12 protein-coding genes are annotated in these 15811 nt (G+C 73.6%); 11 read left to right on the plus strand and 1 reads right to left on the minus strand.

Annotated features, from left to right (window positions below; genetic code table 11):
- Window positions 1-253 precede the first annotated feature (253 nt).
- The 4 genes from AB0D28_RS05070 to ispG all read left to right on the plus strand — a co-directional run bounded on the left by AB0D28_RS05070 (window position 254) and on the right by ispG (window position 4659).
- Entirely contained in the window at window positions 254-880 is a 627-nt protein-coding gene (locus tag AB0D28_RS05070) for a Uma2 family endonuclease (RefSeq protein WP_357382368.1), read from the plus strand.
- A 129-nt stretch (window positions 881-1009) separates the two neighbouring features.
- Window positions 1010-2233 carry a 1-deoxy-D-xylulose-5-phosphate reductoisomerase gene (gene dxr, locus AB0D28_RS05075; protein ID WP_357382370.1) on the plus strand — a complete coding sequence of 408 codons (1224 nt, stop codon included), beginning with the start codon at window positions 1010-1012 and terminating at the stop codon, window positions 2231-2233.
- The gene (locus AB0D28_RS05080) at window positions 2230-3474 is read left to right on the plus strand and encodes a site-2 protease family protein (protein WP_357382372.1); all 1245 of its coding nucleotides are present in this window, start codon (window positions 2230-2232) and stop codon (window positions 3472-3474) included. The genes dxr and AB0D28_RS05080 overlap by 4 nt, the downstream gene beginning before the upstream one ends.
- Before the next feature lie 9 nt (window positions 3475-3483).
- Window positions 3484-4659 carry a flavodoxin-dependent (E)-4-hydroxy-3-methylbut-2-enyl-diphosphate synthase gene (gene ispG, locus AB0D28_RS05085; protein ID WP_216932527.1) on the plus strand — a complete coding sequence of 392 codons (1176 nt, stop codon included), beginning with the start codon at window positions 3484-3486 and terminating at the stop codon, window positions 4657-4659.
- Window positions 4660-4716: 57 nt separating this feature from the next.
- On the opposite strand, the gene AB0D28_RS05090 is transcribed toward ispG, so the two are convergent.
- Window positions 4717-5391, minus strand: a complete 675-nt coding sequence (locus AB0D28_RS05090; RefSeq protein ID WP_357382375.1) for a helix-turn-helix domain-containing protein — start codon at window positions 5389-5391, stop codon at window positions 4717-4719.
- Between the two features lie 129 nt (window positions 5392-5520).
- On the opposite strand from AB0D28_RS05090, the gene AB0D28_RS05095 reads away from it, so the two are divergent.
- The 7 genes from AB0D28_RS05095 (at window position 5521) to AB0D28_RS05125 (ending at window position 15727) form a co-directional block, all read left to right on the plus strand.
- Window positions 5521-6339, plus strand: a complete 819-nt coding sequence (locus AB0D28_RS05095; RefSeq protein WP_357382377.1) for a methyltransferase domain-containing protein — start codon at window positions 5521-5523, stop codon at window positions 6337-6339.
- Between the two features lie 138 nt (window positions 6340-6477).
- Window positions 6478-7704 carry an MFS transporter gene (locus AB0D28_RS05100; protein ID WP_357382379.1) on the plus strand — a complete coding sequence of 409 codons (1227 nt, stop codon included), beginning with the start codon at window positions 6478-6480 and terminating at the stop codon, window positions 7702-7704.
- Window positions 7705-7759: 55 nt separating this feature from the next.
- Entirely contained in the window at window positions 7760-8599 is an 840-nt protein-coding gene (locus tag AB0D28_RS05105; protein WP_357382381.1) for a GNAT family N-acetyltransferase, read from the plus strand.
- Between the two features lie 93 nt (window positions 8600-8692).
- Window positions 8693-9400 carry an ATP-binding cassette domain-containing protein gene (locus AB0D28_RS05110; protein ID WP_357382383.1) on the plus strand — a complete coding sequence of 236 codons (708 nt, stop codon included), beginning with the start codon at window positions 8693-8695 and terminating at the stop codon, window positions 9398-9400.
- Complete coding sequence (locus tag AB0D28_RS05115) at window positions 9397-11547, plus strand: YhgE/Pip domain-containing protein (protein WP_357382385.1); 2151 nt, start codon at window positions 9397-9399, stop codon at window positions 11545-11547. Before AB0D28_RS05110 ends, AB0D28_RS05115 begins: the two co-directional genes overlap by 4 nt.
- 10 nt (window positions 11548-11557) lie before the next feature.
- Entirely contained in the window at window positions 11558-12151 is a 594-nt protein-coding gene (locus AB0D28_RS05120; RefSeq protein ID WP_357382387.1) for a TetR/AcrR family transcriptional regulator, read from the plus strand.
- A gap of 90 nt (window positions 12152-12241) precedes the next feature.
- Window positions 12242-15727, plus strand: coding sequence for an ABC transporter ATP-binding protein (locus tag AB0D28_RS05125; RefSeq protein WP_357382389.1), 3486 nt, complete (start codon window positions 12242-12244; stop codon window positions 15725-15727).
- The last annotated feature ends 84 nt before the right edge of the window (window positions 15728-15811 follow it).

The raw sequence follows: 15811 nt of genomic DNA on the forward strand, positions 1-15811 counted from the left end.
CAGCCGCACGTGCGCCACGGGCGGATGACCGACCCCGGCCGAGGCGTGCGATCGGGTCGGCTGTGGCGGGAGCGCTGAGCGCCGTACGCCGGTCGATGGGGCCTGTGGGCGCGCGAGTTCGCCACCGGCACCCCGAGGGTGTACGCGGTGGTGATGGCCGGGAGGGGACGGACAACGTGTGCGAGCAGGGCGGAACGGGACAGCGCCGCTAGGGTGAGTGGTAGCACGATTATCCGCTGAGGGGGTGAGCCTGATGGCCCAGGCCGCATTCGCGCCCGAGCCGGCGCCGCAGCCGGCCGAGCCGTCGTTCGACGTGCTCCGCTGGCGCGACGAGCCCTGGACCGCGCAGCTCGCTCTCGATCTCCTGCCGGAGACCAACGGCCCGAAGGTCGAGGTCCTGAGCGGAAGCGTGATCGTGACACCACATGCCGGCATCGACCATCAGTCGGTCGAACGCGAGTTGCCGTATCGGCTGCACCGGGCCGCCCGGCGCAGCGGGCTCTGGGTCTACCCCGAGATCAACCTGGTTTCCGGCAAGGATCTGTTCATCCCCGACATCGCCGTGCTGCGGTCCTCGGGCGGTGGTCGATCCGCCGTCGACATCGGCCAGGCCGTGCTCCTCGGTGAGATCGTGTCGCCCGGCAGCCGGCGCAAGGACGTGATCGACCGGCCACGGGAGTACGCGGCCGCCGGTGTGCCGTACTTCCTCCGGGTCGACCTGCGCAACCGGGTGCCGGCGCTCGCCCTCTACGAACTGGCTGAGGGTGAGTACCGGCCGCTGGCGGCCGCGGCGGCCGGTACGACGTTCGTGATGCGGGAGCCGTTCGAGTTCAGCGTCGATCCGGCCGACCTGCTCGACGAGGAGGCACCCCAGGCGTGATCAACACCGATTCGCCGAAGTGGTGGCATCGCGGCGCCGCTGATGCCGCCACCTCGGTGAAGTGGAGTCGATCATGCCGCCGGGCACTCCGGGACGAACCGGGGTGAGGCGCTGGGGAACAATGGGCCGGTGACCACTCCCCGAGATCTCGTGCTGCTCGGTTCGACCGGCTCGATCGGCACCCAGGCCATCGACATCGTCAAGCGCAACCCGGACCGCTTCCGGGTGGTGGCGCTGGGCGCGGGTGGCGGCAACGTGGCACTGCTCGCCACGCAGGCCCTGGAGCTGGGCGTGGAGGCGGTCGGCGTGGCCCGCGCGTCCGCCGCGCAGGATCTCCAGCTCGCGTTCTACGCGGAGGCGAGCCGGCGTGGCTGGGCCACCGGCGACTTCAAGCTGCCCAAGATCGTGGCCGGTCCGGACGCGATGACCGAGTTGGCGCAGTGGCCGTGCGACGTGGTCCTCAACGGCGTGGTCGGCTCGCTGGGCCTGCCGCCGACGCTGGCCGCGCTGCACGCCGGGCGTACCCTCGCCCTGGCCAACAAGGAGTCCCTGGTGGCCGGCGGCCCGCTGGTCAAGGCCGCGCTCTCGCGACATCCGGGTCACAGCCAGATCGTTCCTGTTGACAGTGAGCACTCGGCGCTGGCGCAGTGTCTGCGTGGCGGCGCCCGGGGCGAGGTGCGGCGGCTGGTGGTCACCGCCAGCGGCGGCCCGTTCCGGGGGCGGCGGCGCGACGAGCTGACAGCGGTCACGCCGGAGCAGGCGCTGGCGCACCCGACCTGGAACATGGGCCCGGTCGTCACGATCAACTCCGCCACGATGGTCAACAAGGCGCTGGAGGTGATCGAGGCGCACGAGTTGTTCGACGTGCCGTACGCCGACATCGAGGTGATGGTCCACCCGCAGTCGGTGATCCACTCGATGGTCGAGTTCACCGACGGCTCCACGCTCGCCCAGGCCAGCCCGCCGGACATGCGGCTACCCATCGCGCTGGGCATCGGCTGGCCGGACCGCGTACCCGCCGCCGCCGCGGCGGTCGACTGGACCACCGCCCACACCTGGGAGTTCTTCCCGCTCGACGACGCGGCGTTCCCGGCGGTGGCGCTGGCCAAGGCGGCGGGTGAGGCCGGGCGCTGCCGTCCGGCGATCTACAACGCGGCGAACGAGGAGTGCGTGGCCGCGTTCGTCGCGGGTCGGCTGCCGTTCCTCGGCATCGTCGACACCCTCCAGCGAGTGCTGGAGGACGCTCCCGATTTCGACGAACCGGGTACCGTCGAGGACGTGCTCGCCGCCGAGTCGTGGGCACGGGCGCACGCCCAGGAGATCATCGTCGGGTCGGGGGAAGGAGCTCGATGAGCTATCTGCTCGGGGTGGTGCTGTTCGCCCTGGCGATTCTCATCTCGGTGAGCCTGCACGAGGCGGGTCACATGCTGACCGCCAAGGCGTTCGGGATGAAGGTCACGCGCTACTTCGTCGGCTTCGGCCCGACGCTGTGGTCGTTCCGGCGGGGCGAGACCGAGTACGGCGTCAAGGGCATCCCGCTCGGCGGCTTCTGCAAGATCGTCGGGATGACGCCGCAGGACGACGACGTCGAGCCGGGTGACGAGAAGCGCGCCATGTGGCGCTACCCGGTGTGGAAGCGGACGATCGTGATGTCCGCCGGCTCGATCACCCACTTCGCCCTGGCCCTGATCGCGCTCTGGATCATCGCGGTGTCGGTCGGGCTGCCGAACCCGAAGTTCCCCAGCACCGAGGCCGGCTACCGGGCCGAGCCGGCGGTGGTCGCCCTCACGCCGTGCGTCACGGTGGACAAGGTGCGCGCCTGCGAGTCCGGCGACCCGGCCAGCCCGGCCGCGCGGGCCCAGCTGAAGGACGGCGACCGGATCACCGCGGTGAACGGCAAGCCGGTCTCCACCTGGGGCGACATGCAGGACGTGGTCCGCGCCACCCCGCCCGGCACGGCCACCGTCACCTTCGTGCGCGACGGCCGGTCGCAGGACGCCAAGGTCGACCTGGCCGCGGTGCAGCGCCCGCCGCTGAACGACCCGAAGGGGGCCACCTCGTCGGTCTCCGCGCTCGGCGTGGCGCTCTCGCCCAGCACCCCGACCCGGGTGGAGTACGGCCCGATCGCCGCGTTCGGCGCCACCGCCGACTTCACCGGCAACATGGCGGTGCAGACGGCCCACGCCATGCAGCGCATCCCGCAGAAGGTGCCCGCGTTGTGGAACGCGATCACCGGCGGCGAGCGCGACATGGACACCCCGATCAGCGTGGTCGGCGCGAGCCGGCTCGGCGGCGAGGCCGTGGAGAACAACGCCTGGATGGTGTTCTTCATGCTCTTCGTGTCGCTGAACTTCTTCATCGGCGTGTTCAACCTGCTGCCGCTGCTGCCGCTGGACGGCGGCCACATCGCCATCGCCTGGTTCGAACGGGCGCGGTCCTGGCTCTACGCGCGCATCGGCCGCACCGACCCCGGCCGCGTCGACTACCTCAAACTCATGCCCTTCACGTACGCGGTGATCCTGATCGGTGGCGCGTTCACGCTGCTGACCATCACCGCTGATGTCATCAACCCCATCACGCTCTTCTCAAGGTGAGTGCCTGAAGTGACCGCTGTCAGTCTCGGTATGCCCCCCGTACCGCCGCCGCCGCTGGCCCCGCGCCGGGCCAGCCGCCAGATCATGGTCGGTTCGGTGCCGGTCGGTGGTGGCGCGCCGGTCTCGGTGCAGTCCATGACCACCACCCTCACCGCCGACGTCAACGCCACGCTCCAGCAGATCGCCGAGTTGACCGCGTCCGGCTGCCAGATCGTCCGGGTCGCGGTGCCGTCGCAGGACGACGTCGAGGCGCTGCCCGCGATCGCGCGCAAGTCGCAGATCCCGGTGATCGCCGACATCCACTTCCAGCCGAAGTACGTCTTCGCGGCGATCGACGCCGGCTGCGCCGCGGTGCGGGTGAACCCGGGCAACATCCGGCAGTTCGACGACAAGGTCAAGGAGATCGCGCGGGCCGCGGGCGACGCGGGCGTGCCGATCCGGATCGGCGTCAACGCCGGCTCGCTGGACAAGCGCCTCCTGGCCAAGTACGGCAAGGCCACCGCCGAGGCGCTTGTGGAGTCGGCGCTGTGGGAGTGCTCGCTGTTCGAGGAGCACGGCTTCCGGGACATCAAGATCTCGGTCAAGCACAACGACCCGGTGGTGATGATCCGCGCGTACCGGCTCCTGGCCGAGAAGTGCGACTACCCGCTGCACCTCGGCGTCACCGAGGCGGGCCCGGCGTTCCAGGGCACGATCAAGTCGGCGGTGGCGTTCGGCGCGCTGCTGGCCGAGGGGATCGGGGACACCATCCGCGTGTCGCTGTCCGCCCCGCCGGTCGAGGAGATCAAGGTCGGCGCCGCGATCCTGGAGTCGCTGGGCCTGCGTGAGCGCGGCCTGGAGATCGTCTCCTGCCCGTCCTGCGGCCGGGCACAGGTCGACGTCTACAAGCTGGCCGAGGAGGTCACCGCCGGTCTGGAGGGCCTGCCGGTGCCGCTGCGCGTCGCGGTCATGGGCTGCGTGGTGAACGGCCCGGGTGAGGCCCGGGAGGCCGATCTCGGTGTGGCCTCGGGCAACGGCAAGGGCCAGATCTTCGTCAAGGGCAAGGTCGTCAAGACCGTGCCCGAGGCGCAGATCGTGGAGACGCTGATCGAGGAGGCGCTGCGGATCGCCGACGAGATGGGCGCCGAGATCCCCGAGGAACTGCGCGACCTGGTGCCCGGCGGCGCCACAGTCACCGTGCACTGATCCACTTCCGCGTCGCCGTGCGGCCGTTCCCCCTCGGGGACGGCCGCACGCGCCGTCTCAGGGCCGGGGCACGGCGGCGAAGGGGGAGAGGGTGAACCAGCCGGGCGCGGCGCGCCGCAGCGCCTCCGGCCCGGTGACCTCCACCGCGCCGCCGCGCAGCGCCGCGGCCCACTCCAGGTCGCCCAGCCAGACCTGGACCAGGGCGCGCAGGTCCGCCGTGACGGTCACCGTCACGTCGTGCCCGGGGTCGACGTCGCAGACGTCGGCCTCACCTCCGGCGATCACCATCCACCAGTCGCTCTGCGCCGCCGGCACGTCCCGGAAGCGGAACCGCACGACGGTACGCCCCGGCGGGACCGCGTCGTGGTCGACGTGCCGGTGCATGTCCCACAGCAGCAGCTTCGGGTCCAGGTCGGCGTCGCCCAGCTCGCCGATCCAGCGCACGCCCCAGGCGCCGAGCGCCTCCAGCACGGGCCGCAGCTCGCGCCCGGCGGCGGTCGGGACGTAGCGCACGCCGACGCCGTCGACCCGCCGCTCCACCACCCCGGCGCGGACGAGCTGGTGCAGCCGGCGGGACAGCAGTGTGGGCGACATCCGGGGCAGTCCCCGGCGCAGCTCGTTGAAGCGTTCCGAGCCGCTTACCAGCTCCCGGATCACGAGCAGCGTCCACCGTTCGTCGAGCAGTTCCATGGCCTTCGCCACGGGGCAGAACTGGTGGTAGGAGGCCCCCATGGCGGGCACGCTACGCCCGGCCCGAAGGTCCGGCCAGCTGCCTGTCGGAAGCGGTACAGATCTCGTACTGGGGGCCGGGTCGTCCGCTGCCTAGCGTACCTGGCAGAGACGACAGGTGAGGAGCGACTGATGATCGAGGAACGGGAGCGGGACGCGGGGGTGAAGGCCCGGCACCGCGCGATGTGGGCGATGGGCGACTACTCCGCCGTGGCCGCGCAGGTGATCCCGCAGTTGGGGGCGACGCTGGTCCGGGCGGCACGGGTGGCGCCGGGCATGCGGGTGCTGGACGTGGCGGCCGGGACCGGCAACGCGGCGGTGCCGGCGGCCCGGGCCGGTGCGGAGGTGGTGGCCAGTGACCTCACCCCGGAGCTGCTCGCGGTCGGGCGGGCGTCGGCCGAGCGGGAGGGCCTGACGCTGGCCTGGGAGGAGGCGGACGCGGAGGCGCTGCCGTACGCCGACGCCGCGTTCGACGCGGTCCTGTCCTGTGTGGGCGTGATGTTCGCGCCCCGGCACCGGGTCGCCGCCGACGAGGTGCTGCGGGTGTGCCGGCCGGGCGGCACGATCGGCCTGGTCAACTGGACTCCGGAGGGCTTCGTCGGCCAGTTGTTCGCGGCCATGCGGCCGTACGCGCCGCCACCGCCGCCGGGCGCGCAGCCGCCCCCGCTCTGGGGCGACGAGGACCACGTCCGGGAGCTGTTCGGCGACCGGGTGGACGCGCTCACGCTGGGGCGCGACGCCGTGGTGGTGAACCGGTTCGCGACTCCGGGACAGTTCCGGGACTTCTTCGCCACCCACTACGGCCCCACGGTGGCGGTCTACCGGGCGAACGCGGGCGACCCGGAGCGCACGGCCGGGCTCGACCGCGCGCTGACGGACCTGGCCGCCCGGCACCTGGACGGCGGCGTGATGCGCTGGGAGTACCTGCTCGTCACCGCGCGCCGCGCCTGACGGCACGCCGGCCGCCGTCCGGCCGGTGTGCCGTCGCGGCAGCGGTGCTCACCCGGACTCGGCGCGGATGGCGGAGAGGGACAAGACGCCCGCAGAACTCGGCTGCAAACCGTACGTACGTACTGTTAAGCTTCTGGCGTGCGCCTGCTTCCTGAGCCGGGCCCGTCCCGGACCCTCGCCCTCTCCACGCTCGTCAACACCGTGGGGCGGGGCACGTGGCTCACCGCCAGCGCGCTGTTCCTCACCCGGTCGGTCGGGCTCACTGTCGCCCAGGTGGGTGTGGCGCTCACGCTCACCGCGCTGGTCAGCCTGGTGGCGAGCACGCCGATGGGCTACCTCGCCGACCGCCTCGGCCCGCGTGGGCTCCAGCTGGCCGCGCTGCTCGCCTCGGCCGGGTGCACCGTCGCGCTGGTCGCGGTGCGCTCGTTCGCCGGCTTCCTGGTCGTCGGTGTGCTGATGGCGGTCGCCGACGCGGGCACGCGGGGCGCCCGGGGCGCGCTGATCGCCGGTGCTGTCCCGCCCGACCAGCGGGTACGCACCCGCGCCTACCTCCGCGCGGTCACCAACGTCGGGATCTCGGTGGGCACGGTGCTGGCCGGGTTCGCGCTCGCAGCCGACACCCGCGGCGCGTACGTCACGCTGATCCTGCTCGACGCCGCCACCTATGTGCTGGCGGCGGCGGTGCTGCTGCGGCTCCCGCCCGTGCCCCCGATGCCCGCCCCGGCGCACGGGCCACGGCTGATCGCGCTGCGGGACCGCCCGTTCCTCGCCTTCACCGTGCTGGACGGGCTCATGTCCATGCACTTCTCGCTGATCAACATCGCCCTGCCGCTGTGGATCGCCGGGCACACCACGGCGCCGAACTGGCTGATCTCCGTCTGCCTGCTCGTCAACACGGTGGTGGTGATCCTGTTCCAGGTCCGCGCCTCGCGGGGCACCGAGGACCTGACCGGCGCGGGCCGGGCCGCCCGCCGGGCGGGCATCCTGCTCGCCGGTGCCTGCGTGCTGTTCGCGGCCGGGGGCGGCGTGCCGGTGACGGTGGCGGTGCCGCTGCTGCTGGCCGGTGCGCTGGTGCACGTCGTGGGGGAGCTGTGGCACGCGGCGGCCGGCTGGGGCATCTCCTTCGGCCTGGCCCCGGCGCACGCGCACGGCCAGTACCAGGGCGCGTACGGCATGGGCATGCAACTCGGTTCGATGGTCGCCCCGGTGGTGGTGACCACGCTGGCGATCGGGTGGGGCGTGCCCGGCTGGCTGGTGCTCGGCGTGGTCTTCCTGCTGCTCGGCGCGCTGGTGCCGCCGGTGGTGCGGTGGGCCGCCCGGACCCGGCCGGCCGTACCCGAGCCGCTGCCGGTGCCGGCCGCCTGAGCGGGGTGCCCGGTCGGGCCGCGTGTGCCGGGGTGGATCTGGCAGGCTGGTAACCGTGCTCACGATGCCGGTACGCCAACTGGGGGAGTCGGAGCGCCGCGCGGTCGAGCGGCTGCTCGATCTCGACCCGTACGCCGGCGCGCAGGTCGCCGAGCGGGTGGCGGCACGAGGGCTGGCGTGGTGGCGGGCCGAGGCGCGGATCCTCGGCTACGGCGCCCGCCGCAACCTGGAGTCGATCTGCTGGCTGGGCGGCAACCTGACCCCGGTGCTCGCGTCCGAGTCGGCGGTGACCGCGTTCGCCGACCAGTTGAGCGCCGAGGAGCGGCTCTGTTCCTCGATAGTGGGCCGCGCCGACGCGGTGCTCGGCCTCTGGGACCGCCTCTCCGCGCACTGGGGGCCGGCTCGGGACGTACGCCCGAACCAGCCGCTGCTGGCGACTGACGCGCTGCCCGCCGTGGCGCCCGACCCGCACGTGCGCCGGGTGCGCGGCAACGAGGTCGACCGGTTGTTCCCGGCGGCGGTGGCGATGTACACCGAGGAGGTCGGGGTGTCGCCGCTGGCCGAGGACGGCGGGCGCGGCTACCGGCGGCGGGTGACCGAGCTGGTGCGCGCCGGCCGCGCCTACGCCCGCTTCGTCGACGGGCGGGTGGTCTTCAAGGCGGAGCTTGCCGTGGTGACCCGCCGGACCGCGCAGGTGCAGGGCGTCTGGGTGGCGCCGGAGTGGCGCGGCCGGGGCATCGCCACCGCCGCGATGGCCGCGGTGGTCCGCGACGCGCTGGACCGGGTCGCGCCCACAGTGAGTCTCTACGTCAACGACTTCAACCTGCCCGCCCGGCGGGTCTACGAGCGCTGCGGCTTCCGCCCGGTGGGCACGCTCGCCACAGTGCTGTTCTGAGGATCACTCCCGCCAGAGGTCCCGAACCGGACACCCGGCGTTATGCTGGGCATGTTTTTATACTGACTAGTCAGTTTGGAATTCGGGAGCGGGATGAACATCGTCGAGGCCAGCGGCCTGGGGCTGCGCACCCGCCGGGGCTGGGTCTACCGGGACGTCGACCTCACCGCCGCGAGCGGTGAGCTGCACGCCGTCACCGGCCCGCCCGGCAGCGGGCGCACCTCGCTGCTGCTCGCACTGGCCGGGCGCTTCCCGCACAACCACGGCGAGCTGCGCCGCCGGGGCCCGGCCGCGCTCGGCCAGGTGGCGGGCGTGCACGAACCCGACCCGACGCTCACCGTCGCCGAGCACATCACCGAACGCCTGCTGCTGCTCGGCCCGGTGCCGCGCCGCCAGCGCCGGCTGGTCCCGGTGACGGCGGTGCGGGCCCGCCGGGCCTACCGCCGAGACGCCTACGCCGCCGCCATCGCCGGTGCCGGACTCACCGACGCGCCCCTGGACCCCGACCGGTACGGCCGCGACCTCACCCCGGTCGAGCGGCAGGTGCTCGGCCTGGTGCTGGCCAGCCTCGGCGGCCCCAGCCTGATCGTCGCCGACGACGTGGACGCCGGTGCCGACCGTCCCGAGCGGGAGTGGATGTGGGGCGCGCTGGAACGTCTCGCCTGCCAGGGGTACGCCGTGGTCGCCAGCGCCCGCGCCGTCGAACCCGGAGTGGCCGCCACAGTGCACCGCATCGGCGATCCGGCGCCGCCGATCCCCGTCCTGACCGTGCCCACCGAACCCGCCGAGGTGCCCGCATGAGCGTCCTGCGACTCGCCCTGTTCGAGCTGCGCCGGATGACCCGGGGCCGGCTGCCGCGCGCCGCCCTGGCCGTGCTCACCATCGTCCCGCTGCTCTACGGCGCGCTCTACCTGTACGCGTTCTGGGATCCCTACGGGAAGATGGACCGGATCCCGGTCGCCCTGGTCAACGCCGACCGCCCGGCCACCGCCGGTGACGGCAGCGAGGTGCACGCCGGCCGCGACCTGACCGAGAAGCTGCTCGACCGCAAGGTGTTCGGCTGGACCGTCACCGACCAGGCCGACGCCACGAAGGGGCTGCGCGACGGGCGCTACCACCTGGTCTTCTCCATTCCGGAGGACTTCTCCGCCACCCTCGCCGCCGGCCCGGAACCGGACCGCCCGGCCCGGCAGGGCGAGCTGAAGGTGGTGAACGACGACGCCACCAACTACCTCTCCGGGCTGCTCGCCAGGTCGGCGTTCAGCGAGATCCGGGCCGCCGCCGCGCAGAGCACCGCCGCCACGTACTTCGACAAGATGCTGATCGGCTTCACCGACGCCAAGGCCGAGACCGGCCGCGCCGCCGACGGCGCCGGGAAGATCGCCGACGGGCTCGGCAGCTCCCAGCGGGGTGCGGGCCAGCTCGCCGACGGCCTCGGTGACGCCGAGGACGGCGCCGGGCAGCTCGCCGGCGGACTCAACCAGTCGGTCCAGGGTGCGGACAAGCTCGCCAAGGGCCTCGACCAGTTGCGTACCGGCGCCGCCCAGCTCGCCGACGGCGCCGGCCGCGCGGCCACCGAGACCAAGGCCGCGGCGGCCACCGTCAACGCCGCCGCCGACAGGTACGAGCCGGTGCTGCGCCGCAACGCCGACCGGATCCAGAAGGCGGCCACGCTCGTCGCCGACGGCGCGCAGCAGCTCGCCGCCGGGCTGGACGCGCTACCCGGCAAGGCCGCCGAGGTGGTCGCCACCGCCGAGGAGGTCCGCGACCGGCTCGACGCGGTCGCGAAGGAACATCCCGAGCTGGCCGACGACCCGAACTTCGCCGCCGCCCGCACGGCCGCCGACCGGGCCGTCACCCAGGCGCGCTCAGTGGTGGCAGCGCTGAACAAGACCGACATGGCCACGCTGCGCCAGCAGATGACAGACGTCGCCAGGACCGCCCGCGAGGTGGCCGCCGCCGCACCGCACCTGGCCGACGACGTCGCCTCCGCCCGGGCCAAGGTGAACGAGCTGGCCGGTGGGCTGACCACGCTGGCGCAGGGCAGCGCCAAGCTCCGCGACGGGCTCGGCGACGCGTCGACCGGCGCGAACCAGTTGCGCGGCGGCCTCTACCGGCTCTCCAGCGGGGCCCGCCAGCTCGACGGCGGCCTGGCCCAGCTCGGCAGCGGCAGCAACCGGCTGGTCGACGGGCTGACCCGGCTGGAGGGCGGCGCGGGCGAGCTCGCCGACGGGCTCGCCGCCGGCGAACGGAAACTTCCCGGGTACGACGACGCGGCCAGTCGCGCCGAGGTGCTCGGCGACCCGGTCGGTCTGATCCGCGACTCGCAGAACCCGGCCGGCTCGTACGGCGTGGGCTTCGCCCCGTACTTCCTGTCGCTGGCGCTCTGGGTCGGCGCGATGATCACGTACATGCTGTTGCGGCCGGTCAACCGGCGGCACGTGATGTCCGGCGCGCCCGGCTGGCGGGTCGTGCTCGCCGGGTGGCTCCCCGCCGCCGGCATCGGCCTGGCCCAGGTCGCGGTGCTCTACACGGTGGTCACGCTGGCGCTCGGGCTCGACCCGAGGCACGGGCCGGCGACATTCGGGCTGCTCGCCCTCACCTCGCTGGCGTTCACCGCGATCATGCAATTGCTCGGCGTGGCGCTCGGCCCGGCCGGGCGGCTGGCCGCGCTGGCGCTGCTGATGCTCCAGCTCACCTCCTCCGGCGGCACCTACCCGGTGCAGACCTCGCCCGGCTTCTTCCAGGCCATCCACCCCTGGCTGCCGATGACGTACGTGGTGGACGGCCTGCGCCACACCATCAACGGCGGCACGACCGCCCCGGTGGTGGAGGCCGCGCTGGTGCTGCTCGCGTTCGGGCTGGGCGCGATGGCGCTCACCGTCGGCGCGGCCCGCCGGTCCCGCCGGCTGACCCCGTCGAAGCTGCACCCCGAACTGACCATGTGAGGATGAGCCGGTGACGGACGGACGGACGCGCCGACGCGAGGACACCCGCCAGCGCCTCTTCGTGGCGGCGGTGGACCTCATCGCCGAACAGGGCTTCTCGGCCACCACAGTGGACGACATCGCGGCCCGGGCCGGTGTGGCGAAGGGGACCGTCTACTACAACTTCGAGTCCAAGACCGTCCTGTTCGAGGAGCTGCTGCGGCACGGCATCGGCCTGCTCACCGCCGACTTCCGGGCCGCCGTCGACGGGCTGCCGCCGCTGGAGGCGCTCGGCGCGCTGGTCCGTGCCCAGCTGGAGTACATCCGCCGCTACCGCGCCTTCGCCCAGCTCCTGCTCTCGGAGATGTGGCGGACCAACAGGGAGTGGCAGCAGACGCTGCGGCTGCTGCGCGGCGAGGCCATCGCGGTGATCGCCGACACGGTGCAGGCCGGGGTGGACAGCGGCGACCTCCCCGCCGACCTGGACGTGCGTACCGCGAGTTCGGCGCTGTTCGGTGTCGGGCTGGTGGTGGCTGTGGACTGGCTGGTCTTCTCGCCGGAGCGGCCGATCGACGAGGTGCAGGAGTCGCTGCTCGGCATCGTCCGGCGGGTCGCCCGGACCTGACCAGCGGTCGGTAATTCGGTTGATACCGGGCCGCCGGAAGGGTGAGGGTGGGGGCACCGCCCCCACCGATCCGAGTCCGGAGGACCTCCCATGCGCCTGCTCCGAGATCTCTGGGCCACGGCACCCCGGCGGATGGCGGCGGTCCTGCTGCTGATCGTGCTCGGCGCCGGTGGTCAGGCGGCCGCCTCCGCGCTGGCCGGGCCGGTGCTGGTGCTCCGCTCGTCCGGCTGGTTCGTCGCGCTCGCCGTCGCGCTCGTCGCCGCTGTCGTCACCGACCTGCTCATCGGCCTGATCATGGCCCGGCTCACCGCCGACTGGTCGGCCGACGTGCGGCGGCGGCTCTGCCGGGTCGCGCTCGGCCAGGACCTGCCCACCCTGGAGACCACACCGGTCGGCGAACTGCTCGACCGGATCGACAACGACGTCTACCAGGTCGCCGCCGAGATGCGGAACACCGGCGTACGGCTGGCGCAGGGCCTCGCGGTCTGCGCCCTCTCGGCGGTCAGCGCGTTGATCGTCTGGTGGCCCGCAGGCGTCGGCATGATCGCGCTCACCACCCTGCTCGCGGTGACGCTGCGCCGCCCGACCAGCCGGATCGCCCCGGCCCGGATGGCCGAGGAGGAGGCGTGGTCCGACCTCGCCGCCGTGATGGAGGAGGCGGTGCACGGGCAGGACGACGTTCGCACCAGCCTCGCCCGGCCGTACGTGCTGCGCCTCTACGCCCGTCGCGCGGCCGAGGTGATCACCAGGTGCGTCCGGGTGTTCCGGCTCTCCGCCCGGGTCACCGCGGCCGCCGCCGGCGCGGTCCGGGTCGGCATCGCCGGCGTGGTGCTGGGCGGCGCGTGGGCGCTCGCCACCGGCCGGGTGGACGCCGCCCGGCTCACCGCGATCTGGCTGCTGGCCATCGCGTTCGGCGCGACTGTCGAGCACATCGCCCGCTGGGTGCCGCACCTGCAGCAGGCGTTCGGCGCGTGGGGCCGGGTGCAACTGCTGGCCGGGTCGCCGCAGGAGCCGGACGGCGGGGCCACCCCGGTCGACGGCGACCTGACCGTGCGCGGGCTCACCTACCGCTACCCGGCCGGCGGGGACGACCGTGGGCCGGCGCTGCGCGACGTGCACCTCGACTTCGTCCGCGGCCGCTCGTACGCGCTCGTCGGGCGTACCGGCTCGGGCAAGTCGACGCTGGCCAAGGTGCTCACCCGGGCGGTGGAGGTGCCGCGTGGCACGGTGTTCCTCGGCGGCACCGACCTGGTCGACCTGGACGTCGAGGAGCTGCGCCGGTGGATCGCCGTGGTGCCGCAGCGCACCGAGATCCTGGCCGGCACGCTCGCCGAGAACGTGGCGCTGTTCGACCCGGAACTGCTGGACGCCGCCGAACGGGCGCTGGCCGAGCTGGGCCTGACCGGCTGGATCGCCGAACTGCCCGACGGGGTCCACACCCGGCTCGGCGACGGCGGCTACGTGCTCTCCGCCGGGCAGGAGCAGCTCGTCGCGTTCGCCCGCATCCTGGTCCGCGACCCGCACGTGGTGATCCTCGACGAGGCCACCGCGCGGCTCGACCCGGTCACCGAGAACCGGGTCCGCGAGGCCACCGAACGGCTGCTCACCGACCGGATCGGCATCGTCATCGCGCACCGGCTCTCCTCGGTGCGCCGCTGCGACGAGGTGGTCGTGATGGCCGACGGCGCCGTGCTGGAGGCCGGTCCGCTGCGCGAGTCCGCCCGCTTCGCCGAGCTGCTCGCCACCAGCCACGCCGGTGCGTACGCCGGGGTGGGCACCCGGCGCGGCGGGGTGGAACTGCTCGACGCGCCCGCCTGGGACGACGCGCCCGCCACGCCTGCCGCGCCCGCGACGCGGCCGGTCGCCGTGCCGCGCGCCGACCCGCCGCCCGCGCCGCCCGCGCCCCCCGCGCGGACCATGCGGGAGATCCTCCGGCTGGGCACCAACGATCCCCGGTACGGCCTGATCTCGGTCGGCCTGTTCATCGTGATGACTGTCCTCGGGATGGACGGCGCGGTCCTGCCCTGGCTCTGGGCCGACCTGGTCGGCGGCGGCGACCCGTGGTTGCCGGCGCTGGGCATCGTGGCCGCGCTGCTGGTGGTGCTGCCGCTGCCGTACCTGACGAACCTGTGGTTCCCGCAGTGGTGGATCCGGCAGATGCTGCGGATCAGCGCCCGGCTGGTGCACGGGCAGACCGGCGCGCGCCGGGTCAGCGGGCACACCCCGGCCGAGGTGGTGGCGCAGGGCGGCGACACCGACCGGGTGGTGCACCTGGCCGACAACCTGATGGACCAGTTCATCTCGCTGGTCATCGTGGTCACCATGACGCTGGTGACCGGCAGCCTCGTACCGGCGTTGTTCTTCGTCGGCACGATGGTGGTCTCCGGGCTGGCGGCGACGCTGTTCGGTCCCCGGCTGGAACGCACCGCGGCCGGCACGGTGAAGGCGCGCGCCGCGTTCGCCACCGCGCTGGTCTCCGCGCTGTCCGCCGCCCGTACGGTGAAGCTGGCCGGCGCGACCCGCCCGGTGCTGCGCCACCTCGCTCGGCTGGACGAGGTACGCAGCGAGCGGCAGCGGCGCGAGATCGCGATGCAGGTGTGGGCCCGGTCCACCCCGTCGGTCGCCAGCGGCCTGCTGCCGATCGGCGCGTGGGCGCTCTACCTGGCCGGTGGGCTGTCCGCCGGCGCCACGCTGGTGGCGGTGTCCACACTGGGCGCGGCCCGCTGGTTCGCGTGGACCACCGCGTCACTGGTGTCGCAGTACCCGTCGGCGCGGGTGTGGACCAGGCGGACGGTGGCGATGACCGGCGAGGCCGTCTACGCGGCGCCGGTGCCCGGCCTGGACCTGGTCGCCGGCACCGCGCCCGCGCCCGAGCCGCCGCCCCGGCACCCGCTGCGCCGCCTGGAGCTGTCCGGCTTCGGCGCGCTGCACTCCGACGGCATGCTCGCCGTCCGCGACGTCGACCTGGTGGTCGAGCGCGGGCAGTTGGTGCTCGTCGTCGGCCCGGTCGGGTCCGGCAAGTCGTCGCTGCTGCGGGCGCTGGCCGGGATCGTGCACCACGTCGGCGAGCTGCGCTGGAACGGCGACCCGGTCACCGAGCCGGAGATGTTCCTGCGCCCCAACCAGGTCGGGTACGTGGGCCAGCTGCCCCGGGTGCTCTCCGGCACGGTGGCCGACAACATCGCGCTCGGCCACCAGGTGGACGCCGCCGGGGCGGTCACGACCGCCCAGCTCGAACACGACCTGGCCGCCGCCGGGGGCGGGCTCGGGCTGCTGATCGGGCACAAGGGCACCCGGCTCTCCGGCGGTCAGCTCCAGCGGCTGGCGCTGGCCCGCGCGCTCGCCCCGCGTACCGAGCTGCTGGTGGCCGACGACGTGTCGTCGGCGCTGGACGTCAGCACGGAGCTGGCGCTGTGGGCGGCGTTGCGCGAGCACGGCGTGACTGTGGTCGGCTCGACCGCGAAGCGGGCCGCGCTGGTCCGGGCCGACCACGTGGTGGTGCTGATCGACGGCACCGTGGCCGACCAGGGCACCTGGACCGACCTGGAACCCCGCTGGAACCACCTGGCCGGCTGACCGCCCGGGGTTCCGCCCTGTCGATCATGAAGTTGGCGGCGACAAATCGGACGCAGAACGCCGCCAACTTCATGATCGACGCTC

This window comes from Micromonospora sp. NPDC048169 (genome assembly GCF_040652815.1).
In the GTDB taxonomy this organism is placed as follows: domain Bacteria; phylum Actinomycetota; class Actinomycetes; order Mycobacteriales; family Micromonosporaceae; genus Micromonospora.

What these genes read in the sequence shown, in the direction of transcription:
- AB0D28_RS05080 (WP_357382372.1), top strand. Translation starts at nt 2,230, where the DNA reads ATGAGCTATCTGCTCGGGGTGGTGCTGTTCGCCCTGGCGATTCTCATC.
- AB0D28_RS05070 (WP_357382368.1), top strand. Translation starts at nt 254, where the DNA reads ATGGCCCAGGCCGCATTCGCGCCCGAGCCGGCGCCGCAGCCGGCCGAG.
- AB0D28_RS05095 (WP_357382377.1), top strand. Translation starts at nt 5,521, where the DNA reads ATGATCGAGGAACGGGAGCGGGACGCGGGGGTGAAGGCCCGGCACCGC.
- AB0D28_RS05110 (WP_357382383.1), top strand. Translation starts at nt 8,693, where the DNA reads ATGAACATCGTCGAGGCCAGCGGCCTGGGGCTGCGCACCCGCCGGGGC.
- AB0D28_RS05125 (WP_357382389.1), top strand. Translation starts at nt 12,242, where the DNA reads ATGCGCCTGCTCCGAGATCTCTGGGCCACGGCACCCCGGCGGATGGCG.
- AB0D28_RS05115 (WP_357382385.1), top strand. Translation starts at nt 9,397, where the DNA reads ATGAGCGTCCTGCGACTCGCCCTGTTCGAGCTGCGCCGGATGACCCGG.
- AB0D28_RS05090 (WP_357382375.1), bottom strand. Translation starts at nt 5,391, where the DNA reads ATGGGGGCCTCCTACCACCAGTTCTGCCCCGTGGCGAAGGCCATGGAA.